The following is a 20061-nucleotide window of genomic DNA, read 5'->3' on the forward strand; positions in this document are numbered from 1 at the left end:
CTAAGCCTAGCAGGTCGGCCCAGCGTTCCGGGCGTGGGCTTACGCCTGCCACGCCTGCACGAAGGCCAGCGCCTGCTGGCGCGACAGCGGTGTACGCAGCCGGCGTGCCAGGGCGGCCATCAGCCCTTGTCGCTCGCAAGCCACCACCGCTTCGACGCGCTCGCCGACACATAGCACGGCCACGAAGTCCAGGCCTTCGGGATCACCCAGGTACTCGATATCGTCCCAGTGCTGCGCATGCCCCAACACCTCGAGCGTCTTGCCATGGTGATAGGTCCAGAAGAACGGCACGTCCAGGTAGCGCCGATCCTGTCCGAGCATGTTGGCAGCGGCGATCACGCCATGCTGCTGGGCGACGCGCCAGTGCTCGATGTGCGTTCGCTCACCCAGCAGCGGAAAGCTCACCAGATCGCCCGCGGCCCACACGCCCTCGGCCAGGCGCATGCCGGCGTCCACGGGCAGGCAGTCGTGCCCGTCGCGCAGTGCCGAGAGCAGGCCGCTGGCCGGTTTCACCCCCGTGCCTAGCAGCGCCACCGACGTCTCCAGGCGCGTACCGTCTGTCAGGATCACCGCCTCGAGCCGTTCGCCGCCTTCGAAGCGCACAGGCTCCGTCGGGCCATGAAAGACTGTGCCATGCCTGACATGCAGTGCACGTACGGCGCGACCCAAACGCTCGCCGAGCTGACGTGCCAACGGCACCTCATGGCGCGTCACCACGTGCACGTCGGCGCCATAGCGGCGCAGGGCCGAGGCAGCCTCCAGGCCGATGAAGCTGTCGCCGATCACCACCACCGGCTGGCCGGGCTCGACCTGATCGAGCACCCGTTCGGCGTCCTCGCGCGAACGCAGCAGCAGGACGCCAGGCAGGTCCGCCCCCGGCAGCGCAGGACGCACCGGCACGCCGCCGGTCGCCAGCAGTACCTCGTCGTAGTCGAGGGTTCGACCTTCGGCCAGCAGCAACTGCCGGGCGTTGACGTCGATCGACTTGACCTTGCCGCGTATGCGCTCCACATCGGCCCCGCGATAGAAGGCCCGCTCCAGCAAGGGCGGTACCTCGTCAGGGCTCATCTCCCCGGCGATGACGAACTTGCTCAACGCCGTGCGATCGTAAGCCGGCGCGGCTTCGGGATCGATCCACACCAGCCGTCCGGCGAAGCCTTCGGCACGCAACGTGGCGACCGCCGCCGCGCCCGCTGCGCCTGCGCCGACCACCACGAAACAGCGGCCTCTGGCCCGTGCCGGTAACGAAGGGGTGGGCAAGGGCTGGTCCTCGACCCAGACCATGCCGTCCTTCACCTGCGCGGGATAGCGCTTCAGGCCACGCAAGGCGGGTGGTTCCTCGACGGCGCCACTGTCCAGGTCGAACACGGCCTTGTGCCAGGGGCACACCAGCACGCCTTCACACAACGCGCCTTCCTCCAGTGGCGCACCGGCGTGGGGGCAATTGGCCTCGAAGGCCTTGACCGCATCACCCCGACGCACCAGCAGGCATTCCTCGTCGCCCACCTGGACGCGGGTCAGGGCGGGGTCGGACAGGGCATCGAGCAGGGTCACGGCGTGCAGGGTCATGGGTGAGCCTCCAAGGCAGATCGACGACAGGGCCATGCCGATGTCGACCATGGCAGGCGAGCATCCAGTGCGCTGGCCTGACGACTGGCAGGGAACGCCCGATGCAGACCGCTGCCCATGCTGGAGACCCTTCGAACTGGAGAAGACCCATGGCCACGTCGCCGGTACCCGAGACCGTCACGCCCGCGCCCCGTGAATGGCGCTTTCAGTCAGCAGGCACGCTTCCGAACAGCCCCTTGCCCGTACTGGCCTATGCGGTGCCCTGGCCGGCGGGCACCGACCTGGGGGAGGCCTTCGAGGCCCTGTTCGCCGCGCACGGCTGGACGCCGCTCTGGCGCGCCGGCATTTTTTCGTACCATCACTTTCACCCCGATGCCCATGAGGCCTTGGGCGTGTTGCGTGGTTCAGCCACGGTGCTGATAGGCGGTGAGCAGGGTGAGACGATGACGCTGAACCCGGGTAATGTCCTGATTCTGCCGGCCGGCACGGGTCATCGCTGTCTGGACAGCCGGGATGGGTTCGAGGTGATGGGTGCCTACCCGCAAGGGCAGGAGAGGTTCAGCACCCTGAGGCCCGGGGCCGACGATGCGGCCGGCAGCCGGGCGCGCATCGCCCAGGTGCCGCTGCCGGTCGCCGACCCGGTCACCGGGCCGACGGGCCGGCTCATGGCCGCCTGGCGGGGCTAGGCCTTGGTGGCCGGACGGCGAATGGTCTTGAGCAGGTCGTCCGGGCTGATGTGGCCGACCACCTGCGCCACCGCGCTGCCCGGTGTCGGCAGGTCGATGATGTGCGACTTCATCTTGCCGATGATGTGCATCTCGCACGGCTTGCAGTCGAACTTCAACGTCAGCACTTCATCGCCCTGGATCAGCTGCATCGGCGCGACCTTGGTGCGCACGCCGGTGACGCCCTTGGCCTGCTTGGGGCACAGGTTGAAGGAGAAGCGCAGGCAGTGCTTGGTGATCATCACCGGCACCTCGCCATGCTCCTCGTGGGCCTCGTAGGCGGCGTCGATCAGCTTCACCCCATGGCGATGGTAGAAGTCCCGGGCCTTCTGGTTGTAGACGTTGGCCAGGAACGACAGGTGCGACTCGGGATAGACCGGCGGCGGCGTGGTTTCGGCCTTGCGTGCGCCGCGCGGGTGAGCGGCCACGCGGGCGGCCGTCAGGGCCTCGATGGCTTCGCGGCGCAGGGCCTTGAGCTGCGAGTTGGGCACGAAGTAGGCCTGGGGCGCCTGCAACTCGACGGCCGTGGCGTGGTACTGGGTGGTGCCCAGCTGGCCGAGCAGGTCACGCAGCTGGTCGAGTGCCTGCTCCGGCTTGTTGGCGGCGCCGAACGGCCCGTCCAGGGCGACGCTGACCCGGATGCCTTCCTCGCTGGTGGCGGTCAGCTCGAGACGCTGCTCATCCAGGCGCGCCTGCCAGGCCAGGCCCACACGGCGCTCGGCGGAGGTACGCTGCAGGGCCTGCTGCCAGTTGTGGTCGAGGTTGCGGCTCAGCGGGTGGTGCGGGCGCAGGCGCTGCAGGCCCGCGGGCATCTCGTTGGGCTCGACGCGGTAGCGATAGCGCGTCTGGCCGTCTTCCTCGAATTGGCCGCGTGGTTCGCAGATGTTGGCGCGGAAGCCCACCACCTCGCGCTTGACCAGCACGTTGAGGCCATCGCCGTTGGACAACGGCACCTCGGTGACCACCTGCAGGTCACGCTTGCCGACGCTCTCCACGGTGCCGACGGGCAAACCAGTGAAGGTCGGCGAGTCGAACGCGCCGATGTCGATCTTGCGGTCGCTGACGAAGTAGTCGGTGCTGCCACGGTGGAAGGTCTTGTCCGGGTCCGGCACGAAGAAGTGATCGGTCCGGCCGCTGGAGGCGCGTGCCAGGTCCGGACGGTCTTCGAGTACCTGGTCGAGCAGTTGGCGGTAGTGGGCGGTGATGTTCTTCACGTAGCCCATGTCCTTGTAGCGCCCCTCGATCTTGAAGGAGCGCACGCCGGCCTCGACCAGCGCGCGCAGGTTGGCGCTCTGGTTGTTGTCCTTCATTGACAGCAGGTGCTTCTCGAAGGCCACCACGCGGCCCTGGTCGTCCTTGAGGGTGTAGGGCAGGCGGCAGGCCTGGGAGCAGTCGCCCCGGTTGGCGCTGCGCCCGGTCTGGGCGTGGGAGATGTTGCACTGCCCGGAGAACGCCACGCACAGCGCGCCATGGATGAAGAACTCGATGGCCGCGTCGGTGTGGTCGGCGATCGTGCGGATTTCCTGCAGGTTCAGCTCGCGGGCCAGCACCAGCTGCGAGAAGCCGGCCTGGTCGAGGAAGCGGGCGCGTTCCAGGGTGCGGATGTCGGTCTGGGTGCTGGCATGCAGCTCGATCGGCGGGATGTCCAGTTCCATCACCCCGAGGTCCTGGACGATCAACGCGTCGACACCGGCATCGTACAGCTGGTGGATCAGCCGGCGCGCCGGCTCCAGTTCGTTGTCGTGCAGGATGGTGTTGATGGTGGTGAACACCCGCGCATGGTAGCGGTGGGCGAATTCCACCAGCGCGGCGATATCGCCCACCTCGTTGCAGGCGTTGTGACGGGCACCGAAGCTCGGGCCGCCGATGTAGATGGCATCGGCACCGTGCAGGATCGCTTCGCGGGCGATGGCCACGTCACGGGCAGGGCTGAGCAGTTCGAGGTGGTTCTTCGGAAGGGACATGTCGTTATCAGAATCAGGCTCACGGTGAGGGCCGGCATTGTACCGGTCAAACGCAGCCGGGGCACGCGCAGGTTGCCAGGCGGCGTGCCCGGCAGGCGCGAAGGGCAGGGCACATTCGACGAAACGACCGCAGGGCCGCTGCGGTCACAGCCCTGTACCCTTTGATCGAGGCACTTGCCCATGGACACCTATCACGTCGTCACCCACGGACAAGGCTGGGCGCTGCGCCGCTCCGGCTCGGAGGTCGTGCTGGCCCAGGCCGCCACCAAGGCCGAACTGGTCGGCCGGCTGGCCGAAGTGCTGCAAGGCAAGACGGCCTCGGTGAAGATCCACCACGTCAACGGCACCATCGAGGAAGAACGCACCTACCCGCGTTCGGCCGACCCGCGTCGTACCGAAGGCTGAAACGCACCCATGCCGATCTCCAGAACCCTGCTGGCCGCCGTCCAGGCCGCCCGTCATGCCCATGAAGACTGCGTCCTGGCCACGGTGGTCAAGGTCGAAGGCTCGGCCTACCGACGCCCGGGCGCGCGCATGCTCATCCCGCGTATCGGGCCGCACCAGGGCACCGTGAGCGGAGGCTGCCTGGAGCGCGAGATCGCCCGCAAGGCCTGGTGGCTGACCGAGCAGGGCGCCCAGGTGCAGTGCTACAGCACCGCCGAAGAAGGCGAGGCGGGCGAGGAAGCCCTGGGGTTCGGCCTGGGCTGCAACGGCCGTGTGCACGTGCTGTTCGAACGCATCACCGGCCAGGGGCCGTCGCACCTAGTCGAGACCCTGGCCGATGTGGACCGTGAAGGCACCCCGACCGTGGTGGCCACGGTGATCGACCCTGGCCGTTCTGCGCTGGCGGTCGGCGAACGGCTGACGCTGAGCGCGGCGCACCCGATGCCACCGTTGTCCGACGCGCGTCTCGAGCGCCCGATCCGTGAAGCCGCCGAGGCGGTGTACCTGGCCAGGCGTTCCCGTGGGGTGGTGCTGGATGAGCGTTTCGGTGCAGCCGAAGTCTTTCTGGAATACCTGACGGCCATGCCGCGCCTGGTGGTGTTCGGCGCCGGTCACGACGCCCAGCCCCTGGTGCGCATGGCGCGCCTGCTGGACTGGCACGTGACGGTGATCGACGCGCGCAGTCATTTCGCCCGACGCGAGCGCTTTCCCGAGGCAGACGAGGTGCTGGTCAGGACGCTGGACACGGAAGCCGACCTGATGCCGCGCCTGCAGGGCGCGCTGGTGGCCGTGATGTCCCATAGCCTGACCCAGGATGCCCATTGGCTGGCCTTGGCCCTGCGCGCCGAGCCGTGCTACGTCGGACAACTCGGACCCCGGGATCGGACCGAACGGCTATTGGCCGACATTCGGGGGGACACCGGACCTCTGCCTGGGTTGCCGGTGCTGCACTACCCCATTGGCCTGGACCTGGGCGGCGACGCCCCGGAAAGCGTGGCCATGGCCATACTGGGGGAGATGCAGGCCCATCTGCATGGGCGAAGTGGGGGATCGCTGAAGCTGCGGCCGATGCGTATTCATCAGGAAGAAGCGAAGGTCAGAGCTGTGCCGATGCCTGAGGCGACTGCGCGTGAAGCCATATGATCTTGAAGACTGGTCCATCGTCACTCTGCCGCACCACTTTTAGAAGTCCGCTTTAACAAACCTATTGGAGCGGGCCTGCTCGCGATAGCGTCCGGTTCAGCGCTGCCTGCATCGCGGGCAAGCCCGCTCCCACACAAGAATTGTGTCGGCCTGTCAGATCAGCAGTGCGGAGCCCAGCCATCCATGTCCACGCCGCGTTGAGGCAGGCTGCCACGGGCCTGTGGGAGCGGGCTTGCCCGCGATTGGTGTCCGATCCGTCGCCGCCTGCATCGCGGGGAAGCCCGCTCCCACATGAGGATTGCGTCGGCCTGTAAGATCAGCAGTGCGGTGTTCTGCCATCCGTAATCACGCCACGATGAGGCAGACTGCCACGGGCCTGTGGGAGCGGGCTTGCCCGCGATGGCGCTCGGTTCATCGCCACCTGCATCGCAGGCAAGCCCGCTTCCACATAAGGATTGTTTCGGCCTGTCAGATCAGCAGTGCGGTATTCTGCTATGCATAACCACGCCGCGGTGAGGCAGACCGTCACGGGCCTGTGGGAGTAACTGTCTTTTCTACTCCATACATATCGATCGCATGCGGCGCCTGGCAGGGCCCTATCGCTGGCAAGACAGCTCCCACCCAGACCTCTGCAGCCGTCAATGCAGGCATGGCTGCGCAAGCAGCGTGTGGGAGCGGGCTTGCCCGCGATGGCGTCCGGTTCATCGCCGCCTGGATCGCAGGCAAGCCCGCCCCTCAGAAGGAGGTCACATCGATCTGTCGAGCCAGTGACGCGGTTAATTACGCTTAGGTTAACAATTAGCCTTGCAGGTTGATTGATACCCCCCTACGCCCCCCAGTACCGTCACTCCACGACAACGCCTCCGTGGAGTCACCCCATGACGACAAGACCTGCCCCTCCACCCCAGTGGTCCCGACGACGTGCCGAGAAGCAGCGGCGCCTCGATCAGGCCCGGCACCTGGCCGAGGGGGTGGTGATCCCCAGCGAGCGTATCGTCGAGGCGCTGGAAGCCTTGATCGCCCCTGGCGACCGGGTGGTGCTCGAGGGCAACAACCAGAAGCAGGCCGACTTTCTCTCGCGGTCGCTGGCCAAGGCCGATCCCGCCCGGCTGCATGACCTGCACATGATCCTGCCCAGCGTCAGCCGCGCCGAACACCTGGACCTGTTCGAGCAGGGCATCGCGCGCAAGCTCGACTTTTCCTTCGCCGGGCCCCAGAGCCTGCGCATTGGCCAGTTGCTCGAAGATGGGCTGCTGGAAGTTGGTGCCATCCATACCTACATCGAGCTGTATTCGCGCCTGCTGGTCGACCTGATTCCCAACGTGGCGCTGGTGGCCGGCTTCATGGCCGACCGCCATGGCAACATCTACACCGGTCCCAGCACCGAAGACACCCCCGCGCTGGTCGAGCCCACTGCCTTCAGTGACGGCATCGTGATCGTCCAGGTCAACCAGCTGGTCGACGAGGTCAGCGACCTGCCACGGGTGGACATCCCGGCGTCCTGGGTCGATTTCGTGGTGGTGGCCGACCGGCCGTTCTACATCGAGCCGTTGTTCACCCGCGACCCCCGGCACATCAAGCCGGTCCATGTGCTCATGGCGATGATGGCGATCCGCGGGATCTACGAGCGGCACAACGTGCAGTCGCTCAACCACGGCATCGGCTTCAACACCGCCGCCATCGAGCTGATCCTGCCCACCTACGGCGAGTCCCTCGGCCTGAAGGGCAAGATCTGCCGCAACTGGACGCTCAACCCGCACCCGACGCTGATCCCGGCCATCGAGACCGGCTGGGTGCAGAGCGTGCACTGCTTCGGCACCGAGCTGGGCATGGAAGACTACATTGCCCAGCGCCCGGACGTGTTCTTCACCGGCCGCGACGGCTCGATGCGTTCGAACCGCATGATGTGTCAGCTGGCCGGGCAGTACGCGGTCGACCTGTTCATCGGCGCGACCTTGCAGGTCGATGGCGATGGGCATTCGTCCACCGTCACCCGCGGCCGCCTGGCCGGTTTCGGGGGGGCGCCGAACATGGGCCATGACCCGCGCGGTCGCCGCCATGCCACGCCGGCCTGGCTGGACATGACCGAGCCGGTGACGCTGCTCGAACGCGGCCGCAAGCTGGTGGTGCAGATGGTCGAGACCTTCCAGGAGGGCGGCAAGCCCACCTTCGTCGAGACCCTGGATGCGGTCGAGGTGGCGCGCAAGACCGGCATGCCGCTGGCGCCGGTGATGATCTACGGTGACGACGTCACCCACCTGCTGACCGAAGAAGGCATCGCCTACCTGTACAAGGCCCGCACCCTCGAGGAGCGCCAGGCGATGATCGCCGCCGTCGCGGGCGTCACCGCCATCGGCCTGCGCCACGACCCACGCGAGACCCAGCGGTTGCGCCGCGAGGGCCTGATCGCCTTGCCCGAGGACTTGGGCATCCACCGCACCCAGGCGACCCGCGAGCTGCTGGCGGCCAAGAGCATCGCCGAGCTGGTGGAGTGGTCCGGCGGCCTGTACACCCCACCTGCACGCTTCAGGAGCTGGTGATGAACCTGTCCAGACGATCCGAACACGCGCCTGCGCTGTCACAGGCGCTGGCCGACCTGGCGGTGGAGGCGCTGCTCGACGAGGCCGACCTGTCGCCCAAGCCGGCCCTGGTCGACCGCCGCGGCCAAGGCGCCCACCATGACCTGCACCTGGGGCTGATGCACGCCTCGGCGTTGTCCTTGTGGCCTTGTTTCAATGCCATGGCCGAGGCGGCAGCCGACTTCGGCGAAGTCGGCGTGCCGCTGCGCGAAGCCCTGGGCCGCCTCGGTCGCGATGGCGAAGCCGCGATGCTGGTCACCACCGGTGGCGTCAACACCCACCGGGGCGCGATCTGGGCACTGGGCCTGTTATTGGCTGCCCGCGCAATGGGCCCCGCGTCAGGAGGGGCTGCGGCCCTGGCCGCCCGCGCAGGTCGCCTCGCGGTGCTCGACGACCGTTTTGCCCCGCGTACCGCTGCCAGTCATGGCCAGCAGGTCCGGCAACGTTACGGCGCCGGTGGGGCACGCCAGGAAGCGGCGCTGGGGTTTCCGACGGTCATCCAGCACGGCCTGCCGCAGCTGCAGCGCAGTCGCGCCCAGGGCGCCGGGGAGCAGAACGCCCGGCTGGATGCCTTGCTGGCGATCATGGCCTGCCTGAACGACACCTGTGTGCTCTGGCGGGCTGGCCCGGCAGGCGTGCAGGTCATGCAACACGGCGCACGCGCAGTGCTCGACGCAGGGGGCAGCGCCAGCCTGGCCGGGCGCCGTGCCTTGCGCACGCTGGATCAACGCCTGCTCGCCCTCAACGCCTCACCCGGTGGCGCAGCCGACCTGCTGGCCGCCTGCCTGTTCCTCGATCGGCTCGGGAGCCTCTGACATGGAAACCCTTTCGTTCACTTACCCCGCCGGGCAACCGGCCAAGGGCCGCGCGCTGGCAGGCTGCGTCGGTTCCGGCGACCTGGAAGTGCTGCTCGAGCCTGCCACGAACGGCACGCTGACGATCCAGGTGCTGACCTCGGTCAATGGCAGCGCCGACCGCTGGCGCCACCTGTTCGAGCGCCTGTTCACCGCACAGGCGTGGCCGGCCGCGCACCTGGACATCCATGATTTCGGCGCCACCCCAGGGGTCGTGCGCCTGCGCCTGGAACAGGCGTTCGAGGAGGTGGCCCCATGACCGACACCGATCGCTTGCTGCGCAGCCGCAGCTTCGTCGAACTCGGCGCCCGTCAGCGCGCCCAGGCGTTGCTCGACGCCGGCTCCTTCCGTGAACTGCTCGGCCCGTTCGACCGGGTCATGTCGCCCTGGCTGCCCCAGCAGGGCATCGTGCCTCAGGCCGATGACGGCGTGGTCGTGGCCAAGGGGACGCTGAACGGCCAGCCCTTGCTGGTGGCCGCCATCGAAGGCGCGTTCCAGGGCGGCAGCATGGGCGAGGTCGGCGGCGCGAAGATCGCCGGGGCCCTGGAGCTGGCCGTCGAGGACAACCAGAAGGGTATCCCCACGGCGGCCGTCCTGCTGCTGGAGACCGGCGGTGTGCGCCTGCAGGAAGCCAACCTGGGCCTGGCCGCGATCGCCGAGATCCAGGCGGCCATCGTCGCGCTGCGCCAGTACCGCCCGGTGATCGGTCTGATCGCCGGATCGGTGGGGTGCTTTGGCGGCATGTCGATCGCCGCAGGGCTGTGCAGTCGGGTGATCGTCACCCGCGAAGCCCGTCTGGGCCTCAATGGCCCGCAGGTGATCGAGCAGGAGGCCGGGCTCGACGAATACGACTCGCGCGACCGCCCCTTCATCTGGAGCCTGACCGGCGGTGCGCAGCGCCATGCCAGCGGCCTGGCCGATGCTTTCGTCGCCGACGAGGCGAGCCAGGTGCGCGAGGCGGTGGTGACGCAGTTGGCCGCCGGCGAACCTGCGCAGCCGCGCACCCGCCAGGCGGCGCACTTCCTGGCCCGGCTGGGCGCGCTGGGGGACGATTGTGAACAACTCGACGCGGCCGGTGCCCGCGCCGTACTCAAGGGGGACGTGCAATGAGCCGTGGAGTGAACTGGCTGCAGGCCTTGACCGAGGGGACCGCGCTGCCGGGCTACCCGGCCTCGGTGCGGGTGGTCGATGGTGAAGTGGGCAATCGTCCTGCACGCTTCCTGGCGGTGGTGCCGGATGCGCATAACCCGTTCCCCCGTGCGCGGCAGGGCGAGGTCGGCCTGCTGGAAGGCTGGGGCCTGGCCAAGGCGGTCGACGAGGCCATCGAAGCTGACCGCGGCGGCGTGCCACGGGTCCTGGTGTCGGTGGTCGACGTGCCCAGCCAGGCCTACGGTCGACGCGAAGAAGCCCTGGGCATCCACCAGGCGCTGGCCGCCGCCGTGGACGCCTATGCCCGTGCCCGCCTGGCCGGGCACCCCTCCATCGGCCTGCTGGTGGGCAAGGCCATGTCCGGGGCGTTCCTGGCCCACGGCTACCAGGCGCAGCGCTTGATCGCACTGGACGACAGTGGGGTGATGGTCCACGCCATGGGCAAGGCCGCCGCGGCGCGCATCACCCTGCGCAGTGTCGAGGAACTTGAGGCCCTGGCCGCCCAGGTCGCACCCATGGCCTACGACCTGGACAGCTACGCATCGCTGGGCCTGCTGTGGGAGCGCGTGACCGTGCAGGCCGCCGAGCGGCCTGGCCCGGCCGATGTCGAGGCAGTGCTCGAGGTACTGGCCCGCGCCGTGCAGGACATCGGCACCTGCAGCGACCTGGGATCACGCCTGGGCGCACCGAACCGCGCCTTGTCGTCCGAGGTACGGCAACGCTTGCGGGACCAGTGGTGAATCCTGCGCGCCTTTCAGGACGTGAAGATGCAGCAGAGGGAGAGGGACATGACGATGACATACCGGGCACACGATCTGCTCTGGGGCATGACGCCGACGGACCTGCCGGCCCAGGCGCCTGACTGGGCCCACGCGGTGCTGCGCGCCGGGCAGCCGGTAGTGATGCGTCGGGCCGTCGGCGCCCCAGGCCAGGTGGCCGTCGGCATTCGTGGCGCGCAGCGTCATCAACGCCTGGCCGCCTGGCTGGCCGCCTCGATGATCCGCCAGCAGCGCAGCCCCGAACAGCTGCGCCTCGAGGCGGACGCCCCCTTGAACTGGCCGGCGCTCGTGGCGCTGGCCCGCGTCACGCCTTACCTCGATGCCCAAGGCCTGGCCTGGGGGCCGACCGGGGGCGTGGGCTATCAGCTGGCAAGCGGCACCCAGGTGCTGCATGCCGACAGCGACCTGGACCTGGTGATCCGTGCGCCACAGCCGATGCCGCGCGAGCAGGCACGGGCCTTGTGCGCACGCTTGCAGGCCAGCGACTGCCGCATCGATACGCAGCTGGAAACCCCCTGGGGCGCGGTGGCGCTGGCCGAATGGGCTGGCTCGGCACGGCGCGTGCTGCTCAAGCGCGATCACGGTGCCTGCCTGGTGGACGATCCGTGGCACGTGCAGGAGCACGCCGCGTGAGCGTGCTGTTCGCCTTTCCAGGCCAGGGCGCGCAACGCCCCGGCATGCTGCGCCATTGGCAGGACGAGCCGGAGACCCGCGCCTGCCTGGAGGAGGCCAGCGATGCACTGGGCGAGCCGGTCGAGCAGCTGGACAGCCGCGAGGCGCTGGCCGATACCCGCGCCGTGCAACTGTGCCTGCTGGTCAGCGGTGTCGCCGCTGCACGCCGCCTGATGCGCGACGCGCCGCCGCCGACCTATGTGAGCGGCCTGTCGATCGGCGCCTACCCGGCGGCGGTGATCGCGGGCGCGCTGTCCTTCGCCGATGCCGTGCGCCTGGTGGCACGGCGCGGCCAATTGATGCAGCAAGCCTATCCCAGCGGCCATGGCATGACGGCCGTGGTCGGGTTGTCGCGTTCGACGGTCGAGGACCTGATTCGGCAGGCCAGCGCGCCGGTGTACCTGGCCAACCTCAATGCCGATGACCAGTTCGTCGTCGCCGGCAGCAATGCTGCGCTGGCGGCCTTCGCCGAGCGCGCACTGGCCTTGGGCGCCCGGGCGGCCAGGCGATTGGCCATGAGCGTGCCGTCGCACTGCCCGTTGCTCGACGCACCCGCCGCCGAGCTGGCCGCCGCCTTCGCCAACGTTGCACTGCGCCGGCCCACCTTGAGCTACCTGAGCGGGAGCACGGCCCGGATCATTCGCCAGGTCGACGCACTGCGCGACGATCTGGCCTTCAACATGTGCCGCCCCGTGGACTGGCATGCCACCCTGCGCGTGGCCTACGAGCGCGGGGTGCGCCTGCTGGTCGAGCTGCCGCCGGGTGCCGTGCTCAGCGGCCTGGCCCGGCCCGTCTTCACCGAGGGTGTGGTGGTCGCCTGCCAGGGCGCCCGGCTCGACACGTTGCAGGCGCTGATGCGCCGGGAGGTGAGCGCCGAGCAGTGAGGCCGTGGGTTTTCGAACAACAAGAACAAACACATCGATCCATCACGAGGATAACCACAATGATCATCTACGGAGTGGCCCTGCTGGCCATCTGCACGCTTGCCGGTGTCGTCATCGGTGATTTGCTGGGCGCCTTGCTCGGTGTCCGGTCCAACGTCGGCGGGGTCGGCATCGCCATGATCCTGCTGATCTGCGCACGCCTGTACATGCACCGGCACGGTGGCCTGAGCAAGGAGTGCGAGTTCGGCGTCGGTTTCTGGGGCGCCTTGTACATCCCGATCGTGGTGGCCATGGCCGCGCAGCAGAACGTGGTCACCGCGTTGCACGGTGGCCCGGTCGCCTTGCTGGCGGCGGTGGGCGCGGTACTGGTGTGCGGGGCGACCATTGCGCTGATCAGCCGGACCCACCGTGGCGAGCCGCTGGAGGCCTTGCCGGACGCAGCGCCGGACAAGCCGGTGGCCCTGGCCGTACCGGCAGGAGGTCGCTGAGATGATCGATCTTCTGCGCAATGCGCTGGAACACAATGGCCTGATCACCGCCTTCGCCGTGGTCGGCGCCGTGATGTGGGTGTCGGTGCTGCTGTCCAAGTACCTGACCTTCGGCCGCGTGCACGGCTCGGCCATCGCCATCGTCATTGGCCTGGTGCTGGCCTGGATCGGCGGCAACCTCACAGGCGGTCAGAAAGGCATCGCCGACCTGGCGCTGTTCTCCGGCATCGGGCTGATGGGTGGGGCGATGCTGCGCGACTTTGCCATCGTCGCCACGGCCTTCGAGGTGCAGGCCACCGAGGCCCGCAAGGCCGGCCTGATCGGCGCGGTGGCGCTGCTGCTGGGCACGGTGCTGCCGTTCATCGTCGGTGCGGCGGTGGCCTGGTCGTTTGGCTACCGGGACGCGGTGAGCATGACCACCATCGGCGCCGGTGCGGTGACCTACATCGTCGGGCCGGTCACCGGTGCAGCGTTAGGGGCCAGTTCCGATGTCATGGCGCTGTCGATCGCCACCGGGCTGATCAAGGCCATCCTGGTGATGGTCTTCACGCCGGTCTCGGCGCGCCTGCTGGCCCTGGACAACCCACGTTCGGCGATGGTCTTCGGCGGGCTGGCCGGCACCGTCAGCGGGGTGACCGCCGGGCTGGCGGCCACCGACCGGCGCCTGGTGCCCTATGGCGCGCTCACGGCGACCTTCCACACCGGGCTGGGCTGCCTGCTGGGGCCGTCGGTGCTGTACTTCTGCGTACGGGCGCTGGTGGGGTAGGGCGCCGCTGACGTCAGGCCGGGTGCCGGCGGCTGTACATGCGGCACTCGGCGATCAGCGCGAGCACGTTAGGGTCGCGCTCACGGGTCTTGAGAAAGACCACGCCGATGCGCTGCCGGTGGCGGTACTGCGGGCGCAGCGCGATCAGCTTGATCTGGTTCTCGTACACCGCCGAGATGCGGCCTGGCAGCAGGGCATAGCCAACCCCGGAGCTGACCATGCTGAGCAAGGTGAAGATGTCCTTCACCTGCATGGCCACCTTCGGTTCGAAGCCCGCCTGGCGAAACACCCGCTCGCCGTCGCGGTGGGTGGCGAATCCTGGCGTGAGGGTGAGGAAGGTCGACTCGGCAAAGTCTGCCAGGTCGACCTCCTGGGCCTGGGCGAACGGCGAGTCGGTCGGCACAGCCAGGAAGATCTCGTCCTCGTAGAGCGGCAACTGCTCGCAGGCCACATCACCGGTGCTTTCGTCGAGCGACACCAGGATCGCGTCCAGCTCGAGGTTCTTCAGCCGGTACATCAGGTCCACGTTGGAGCCCAGGGTCAGGTCGATGTTCAGCTCGCTGCGCCGCAGTTTCAGGCCCATGATCAGCTGCGGCACGGTGCGCACGGTCAGCGAGTACAGTGCGCCGAGCTTGAAGCGCTCGGACGAGAACCCGGCGGCCTCACGGGTCAGGCGCACCATCTCGCTGGTGTCCTGGATCAGCTTGCGGGCCTTCTCCTCCAGCACGTAGGCGCTTTCCAGGGGTGTCAGGCTACGGCCTTCGTGCTTGAACAGCGGGCAGCGCAGGGCGTTCTCCAGGGAGTGGATGGCCCGGTGCACGCTGACGCTGCTGGTGTCCAGCGCACTGGCGGCACGGGCCAGGTTCCCGGCGTGCATGAAGGCGAGGAAGATCTCGAGTTTCTTCAAGGTGAGTTCTTCATCGATCTGCATCGGCGGGCTCCTGGGGCGGTCGGTGGGGTGGCAGTGTACGAGGAAACGGTGGGGGTCGGCTTCGGTCCTTTGGTCCAAGGCGGTAGTGGTGAACGATTCCAGGGCGTCTGCCTTTGTGAGCCGGCGGTGGCGGTCCGAACGCTATCGCGGGCAAGCTCGCTTTCACAGGTCCCTGATGCAAGACCGACCAGACATTGCCCCTCCAATGTTTAGCGCCACCGGTCGGTCCTCCTGCCCAGGCGCTGAACCCTCCTGGCGCCTGTCCGCCTGACCTAGGGACGGCGAGCTGTTCGCCACCCGCATTCCAGGAGTCAGTCATGAAAGCGATCGTCTACAACGGGCCGCGCGATGTGTCCGTCCAGAACGTGCCCGACGCGAAGATCGAAAAACCTACCGACGTACTGGTCAGGGTCACCACCACCAACATCTGCGGCTCGGACCTGCACATGTACGAAGGCCGCACCTCCTTCGAACAAGGCCGCATCTTCGGGCACGAGAACCTTGGTGAAGTCATCGAGGTCGGTGTCGGGGTCGATCGGGTCAAGGTCGGCGACCAGGTCTGCCTGCCCTTCAACATCGGCTGTGGCTTCTGCGACAACTGCGAGCGCGGTCTGACCGGCTACTGCCTGACCGTGAACCCAGGTTCGGCAGGCGCGGCCTATGGCTTCGCCGACATGGGCACCTTCGCCGGCGGCCAGGCCGAGCTGCTGCGCGTGCCCTATGGCGACTTCAACTGCCTGGTGCTGCCGGAAGACGCCCAGGAGCGTGAAGACGATTACGTGATGCTGTCGGACATCTTCCCCACCGGGTGGCACGCCACCGAACTGGCAGGCCTGCAGCCGGGGGAGAGCATCGCGATCTACGGCGCCGGGCCGGTGGGCCTGATGGCCGCCCATGCCGCGATGATCAAGGGCGCCGCCCAGGTGTTCGTGGTCGATCACCAGCCAGACCGCCTGAAGCTGGCCGCGCAACTGGGCGCCACGCCGATCAACTCGGCCGAGGACAAGGCCGTCGAGCAGATCCTCAACCTGACCCATGGCAGGGGTACCGACCGTGGATGTGAGTGCGTCGGCTACCAGTGCTGCGATCGTCACGGCCATGAGGCCAACCACCTGACCATGAACAACCTGGTGGCTTCGACGCGGGCGACCGGTGGCATCGGCGTCGTGGGGGTATTCGTGCCCCAGGATCCTGGCGCTGAGAACGACCTGGCCAAGGAGGGCAAGATGGCCTTCGACTTCGGTTCGTTCTGGTTCAAGGGGCAACAGATCCGCACGGGGCAGGCGAACGTCAAGGCCTACAACCGTCGTCTCGCCGAACTGATCCACCACGGCCGCGCCAAGCCTTCGCAGATCATCTCGCACAGCCTGGGGCTGGAGCAGGGGCCGGATGCCTACCGGCATTTCGATGCGCGCGACGATGGCTGGACCAAGGTGGTGCTCAAGCCGGGCAAGTGATGACAGGGGAGAGCAGCGCCATGGCTCTGCTCTCCCGATCCCACAAAAAGAGCACGCCTGTGCTCTTTTTTGCAAACACTTTATATACCACCCCATCACCAGCCAGGCTGTAGTGAGCCTTCTGCTTCGCAGCAGACGGCCTTCCAGCCGTCTCGAATGACACCTGAGCACCCCCTTCGTATACTGCGGAGTACGGGCGTGCTCTTTTCGCCGGCAAAAAAACCGACAGGCCTTTGACAAAGGCCTTCAGCCGCTCTACATTTTTATACCACCCCAAATGGGAAAATTCAGACAACACCACCCATCCTGAAGCACCGCATCAAACCCAGTAATCAAGAGGAGGGGCCTGTAGGCGGCTTCGCCACCTTCCGATCCATCTTCACGAGGGCATCACCATGTACGACGTCATCCAGGCTGCCTATCAACGGCTGGTCGCCGAAGTCACCCAGTTCAATGAAACCTGGCCGTCGCTGGTGGTGGCCGGCAAGGTCTGGCGGGTGCCCGTCCTGCAAGAGCAGCGCACGCCCGACGTCATCGAGGTCGAGGCCCTGACCGGACAGCAGGCCATCGATGCCACGGTCGTGGCCTTGCGCACGTTTCAACGGGACATCGACCAGGCGCCTGGCACGGTGATGCGCCTGCCGGGCTATTTCCAGCTCAGCGCATCGGTGCTGCCGCTGGCCATGGCTGTCAACACGGCCAAGCTTGCGCTGATGGATGCCATCGAAGCGGAACGGGTGGCCCAGAACCTGGCCCCGGAAATGCGCCCGAAACTGATGCGCAAGGCGCTGGGTTCCTCACTGTTCAGCACCAAGCAGCTGCAGCGCACGCTGCACGTGTTCGACGGCGCACCCCGGCGCATCTCGTTCACCTGGGCCGGACACACCACCAGCACCGAACGCATTCGGGTGGCCAAGGTGCGTGAGCAGCTGGCCCATGCGGCCAAGCTGCGGGCGGCGGCGGAAGACATTCCGGTACAGCAGACGCCCGAGTACCTGGACCTGGCGGCCATCATCCGGCTCAACGACGCCGACGTGCTGATCAAGCACAAACAGATCGCACCGCACCCGCGCTGCACCTTGTGGTTCGGCCCCACCGGCATGAAGTGGGACGCGCAGCCCAAGGCCAACCTGCCGGTGTTCGTGCTGGCCGGGGATGGGCCGATGAAGCTGAGTGACCTGAAGCACTTCGACAAGGCCGTGCGGGGCGAACGGCGCCGTGACGTCAAGGCGCGGCAGGAGGTGTGGCCGCAGCGTCACATGTATTTGCCAGGCCCGAAAGGGCAGTCGACCCAGGCCGAAGCGCCGGTGAAGGAGGGTGCTTTGCACTCGACCTATCGGCTCGGTGGCGTGGTCTACGAGCCGACCTGACGAGAATCTGGCCTGGACGACCGGGGGTATCGTCCAGGCCGCGTGACTCAGTGCCCGTCCTTCATCCGACGCGCGATGAGGAACAGAACCAGCCCGCCCAGGGCTGCCGCCGCGCCAATGTACCCGGTACTGGTCCAGCCCAGGCCTGCGGTGATGGCCAGCCCGCCAAGCCAAGGCCCCAGGGCGTTGGCCAGGTTGAAGGCCGCGTGATTCGAGGCTGCTGCGAGGCTCGGCGCCTCATGGGCGATGTCCATCAGGCGAATCTGCAAGGGGGCCGCCAGGGCGATCATGGTGCCCACCAGCGCGACGGCCGGCAGCAAGGTCCACAGCGAGTGCGCGGCGAACGAGAAGCACACCAGCACCAGCATCGACCAGATCAGCACCAGCCCGACGGCCCGGAAGCCCAGCCGGTCGAACAGCTTGCCGCCGGCGATGTTGCCGACGATGCCGCCCAGCCCGAAGGCGGCCAGCCCGAACGGGATCCACTGGGGCGACACACGCGTCACCTCGAGCATGGTCGGCGCCAGGTAGCTGAACACGCAGAACATGCCGGCAAACCCGATCGAGGCGATGCCCAATGCCATCCACACCTGCGGTTTGGTGAAGGCATGCAGTTCACGCCGTGGATCGCTGCGCACTTCGTCGTGAGGCTGCGGCACATACCGGGCAACCAGCGCCACGGTACACAAGGCGATGACACCGACCAGCACGAAGGCCGAACGCCAGCCGAAGAACTGCCCCAGGAACGTGGCGATCGGGTTACCCAACAGCATGGCCAGGGTCAGCCCCAGCATCACCCGCGCCACCGCACCGGCGCGCTGGTTGCTCGGCACCATGCTCGAGGCGACCACGGCCGCGATACCGAAGTAGGCCCCATGGGGCAGGCCGCTGACGAAGCGGAACGCCACCAGACTGGAAAACGAGGGCGCGAAGGCCGTGGCCAGGTTGCCCAGGGTGTACAGCAGCATGAGCCACAACAGCATGTGCTTGCGCAGCAGCTTGGCGCCCAGGATCGCCAACGTGGGCGCGCCCACCACCACGCCCAAGGCGTAGGCGCTGATCGCATGGCCGACCTGTGGCTCGCTCAGGTTGAGATTGCTGGCAATGTCGGGCATCAGGCCCATGATGGCGAATTCGCCGGTGCCGATGGCGAAGCTGCCCAGGGCCATGGAGGCTTCCATCTTGGCGATGGCAGGTTTCGACGGAGTCGACAGGGGAGGAAGGGAAGCGGACATCGGGATCCTTCTGACAAGAGGCTGAAACGATAAAGGCGCGAGGGTAGACAACCCCCTGAGGCGTGTCGAGTCAAAACCCGGTTCACGGCGCGGACGTTCTTTCACAGACCAGACGCGTGCAGTGAGGTGCCGTCGTTGCCACGATTTCATGCGTGCCGGACTTGCATGGGTGATGAAGGGAATTCAGTCACGCGCGCTGCCGGCTTTGGCCTGTGCATTCCACTACTGAAGCGGTGAGCAATCGAGCAGACGTTTGAAGGCATGCCTGAAAGCGCTGTCGGAGGCATGGCCGAGTTGCTGCCCGATCGTCGATACGGTCGCCTGCGTGAGGCTGATCATGCGCTGTCACTCGCCATGGCATCACGCTAGACTGAGGCATGACTAGACAATCGAACACCTTTACCCCCAGAGGTCCTTCCGACCACAGCGTTCGCGACCAGATCATGGAAGCGGCGATGCAGCATTTCGGGCATTACGGTTACGAGAAGACCACCGTGTCGGACCTGGCCAAGGCCATCGGTTTTTCCAAGGCCTATATCTACAAGTTCTTCGACTCCAAACAGGCCATCGGCGAGATGATCTGCGCCAGCCGCCTGGCAATGATCATGAACGCTGTCGAACAGGCTGTCGCCACGGCACCAAGCGCCTCGCAAAAGCTGCGTTGCCTGTTCCGCGCCCTTGTGGAGACGGGCAGCGAGCTGTTCTTTCATGACCGCAAGCTCTACGACATCGCTGCCGTGGCCGGGCGTGACCACTGGCCTTCGGCAGCAGCCCACGGCGAGCGTCTGCATCGGCTGATCGAACAGATCGTGCTGGACGGCAGAAAGACCGGTGAGTTCGAAGATAAAACGCCACTGGACGAGGCCACTCAGGCGATCTCCCTGGTGATGCAACCCTTCATCAACCCGGTGCAGCTGCAGTACAACCTGGACACTGCCGAAACAGCCATTGATCTCTTGCCAGACCTTCTGATACGGAGCCTGACAGCCAGTTAGTGACTATTGACGAAATTGGTCACTAGTATCAGAATCGGATTCCTCTCTGCCCTTTCG

The 20061-nt window shown here is 67.2% G+C and carries 19 protein-coding genes; 15 read left to right on the top strand and 4 right to left on the bottom strand.

The window, feature by feature from the left end; translation table 11 throughout:
* Positions 1-39: 39 nt before the first annotated feature.
* The gene (locus APT63_09670; GenBank protein ID AMA47847.1) at positions 40-1569 is read right to left on the bottom strand and encodes a pyridine nucleotide-disulfide oxidoreductase; all 1530 of its coding nucleotides are present in this window, start codon (positions 1567-1569) and stop codon (positions 40-42) included.
* Between the two features lie 149 nt (positions 1570-1718).
* Here APT63_09670 and APT63_09675 point away from each other — a divergent pair, with 149 nt between their 5' ends.
* On the top strand, positions 1719-2255 hold the full coding sequence (locus APT63_09675; GenBank protein ID AMA45874.1) for a hypothetical protein: 537 nt from the start codon (positions 1719-1721) through the stop codon (positions 2253-2255).
* On the opposite strand, the gene APT63_09680 is transcribed toward APT63_09675, so the two are convergent.
* Entirely contained in the window at positions 2252-4258 is a 2007-nt protein-coding gene (locus APT63_09680) for a protease (GenBank protein ID AMA45875.1), read from the bottom strand. The two genes, APT63_09675 and APT63_09680, sit on opposite strands and share 4 nt — an antisense overlap.
* Positions 4259-4438: 180 nt before the next feature.
* Here APT63_09680 and APT63_09685 point away from each other — a divergent pair, with 180 nt between their 5' ends.
* The 11 genes from APT63_09685 to APT63_09735 all read left to right on the top strand — a co-directional run bounded on the left by APT63_09685 (position 4439) and on the right by APT63_09735 (position 14016).
* Positions 4439-4663 (top strand): hypothetical protein, encoded by a 225-nt coding sequence (locus APT63_09685; GenBank protein AMA45876.1) that lies wholly within the window; start codon positions 4439-4441, stop codon positions 4661-4663.
* A 9-nt stretch (positions 4664-4672) separates the two neighbouring features.
* Positions 4673-5845 (top strand): hypothetical protein, encoded by a 1173-nt coding sequence (locus APT63_09690; GenBank protein ID AMA45877.1) that lies wholly within the window; start codon positions 4673-4675, stop codon positions 5843-5845.
* Between the two features lie 878 nt (positions 5846-6723).
* Positions 6724-8385, top strand: a complete 1662-nt coding sequence (locus tag APT63_09695) for a malonate decarboxylase subunit alpha (protein ID AMA45878.1) — start codon at positions 6724-6726, stop codon at positions 8383-8385.
* Entirely contained in the window at positions 8385-9239 is an 855-nt protein-coding gene (locus APT63_09700) for a triphosphoribosyl-dephospho-CoA synthase MdcB (protein ID AMA45879.1), read from the top strand. The genes APT63_09695 and APT63_09700 overlap by 1 nt, the downstream gene beginning before the upstream one ends.
* Before the next feature lies 1 nt (position 9240).
* Positions 9241-9537 carry a malonate decarboxylase acyl carrier protein gene (locus APT63_09705; GenBank protein ID AMA45880.1) on the top strand — a complete coding sequence of 99 codons (297 nt, stop codon included), beginning with the start codon at positions 9241-9243 and terminating at the stop codon, positions 9535-9537.
* Positions 9534-10388 (top strand): biotin-independent malonate decarboxylase subunit beta, encoded by an 855-nt coding sequence (locus APT63_09710; protein AMA45881.1) that lies wholly within the window; start codon positions 9534-9536, stop codon positions 10386-10388. The genes APT63_09705 and APT63_09710 overlap by 4 nt, the downstream gene beginning before the upstream one ends.
* Entirely contained in the window at positions 10385-11167 is a 783-nt protein-coding gene (locus APT63_09715) for a biotin-independent malonate decarboxylase subunit gamma (protein ID AMA45882.1), read from the top strand. The genes APT63_09710 and APT63_09715 overlap by 4 nt, the downstream gene beginning before the upstream one ends.
* A gap of 48 nt (positions 11168-11215) precedes the next feature.
* Entirely contained in the window at positions 11216-11839 is a 624-nt protein-coding gene (locus APT63_09720) for a phosphoribosyl-dephospho-CoA transferase (GenBank protein AMA45883.1), read from the top strand.
* Positions 11836-12762, top strand: a complete 927-nt coding sequence (locus APT63_09725) for a malonate decarboxylase subunit epsilon (protein ID AMA45884.1) — start codon at positions 11836-11838, stop codon at positions 12760-12762. The genes APT63_09720 and APT63_09725 overlap by 4 nt, the downstream gene beginning before the upstream one ends.
* A 59-nt stretch (positions 12763-12821) precedes the next feature.
* The gene (locus tag APT63_09730) at positions 12822-13250 is read left to right on the top strand and encodes a malonate carrier protein (GenBank protein AMA45885.1); all 429 of its coding nucleotides are present in this window, start codon (positions 12822-12824) and stop codon (positions 13248-13250) included.
* A gap of 1 nt (position 13251) precedes the next feature.
* Entirely contained in the window at positions 13252-14016 is a 765-nt protein-coding gene (locus APT63_09735) for a malonate transporter (GenBank protein ID AMA45886.1), read from the top strand.
* Between the two features lie 13 nt (positions 14017-14029).
* Here the strand turns inward: APT63_09735 and APT63_09740 are convergent, their stop codons facing one another.
* Positions 14030-14947 carry a LysR family transcriptional regulator gene (locus APT63_09740; protein AMA45887.1) on the bottom strand — a complete coding sequence of 306 codons (918 nt, stop codon included), beginning with the start codon at positions 14945-14947 and terminating at the stop codon, positions 14030-14032.
* 317 nt (positions 14948-15264) lie between these two features.
* On the opposite strand from APT63_09740, the gene APT63_09745 reads away from it, so the two are divergent.
* Positions 15265-16404, top strand: coding sequence for an aldehyde dehydrogenase (locus APT63_09745; protein ID AMA45888.1), 1140 nt, complete (start codon positions 15265-15267; stop codon positions 16402-16404).
* A 395-nt stretch (positions 16405-16799) separates the two neighbouring features.
* Complete coding sequence (locus APT63_09750; protein ID AMA45889.1) at positions 16800-17774, top strand: replication terminus site-binding protein; 975 nt, start codon at positions 16800-16802, stop codon at positions 17772-17774.
* A 47-nt stretch (positions 17775-17821) separates the two neighbouring features.
* Here APT63_09750 and APT63_09755 read toward each other — a convergent pair whose 3' ends face one another.
* Positions 17822-18955 carry an MFS transporter gene (locus APT63_09755; GenBank protein AMA47848.1) on the bottom strand — a complete coding sequence of 378 codons (1134 nt, stop codon included), beginning with the start codon at positions 18953-18955 and terminating at the stop codon, positions 17822-17824.
* 431 nt (positions 18956-19386) lie between these two features.
* Between APT63_09755 and APT63_09760 the strand changes: the two genes are divergently transcribed.
* Complete coding sequence (locus tag APT63_09760; GenBank protein AMA45890.1) at positions 19387-20004, top strand: AcrR family transcriptional regulator; 618 nt, start codon at positions 19387-19389, stop codon at positions 20002-20004.
* Positions 20005-20061: the final 57 nt, after the last annotated feature.

Origin of the sequence: Pseudomonas monteilii (assembly GCA_001534745.1) — a bacterium.
Classification (GTDB): domain Bacteria; phylum Pseudomonadota; class Gammaproteobacteria; order Pseudomonadales; family Pseudomonadaceae; genus Aquipseudomonas; species Aquipseudomonas alabamensis.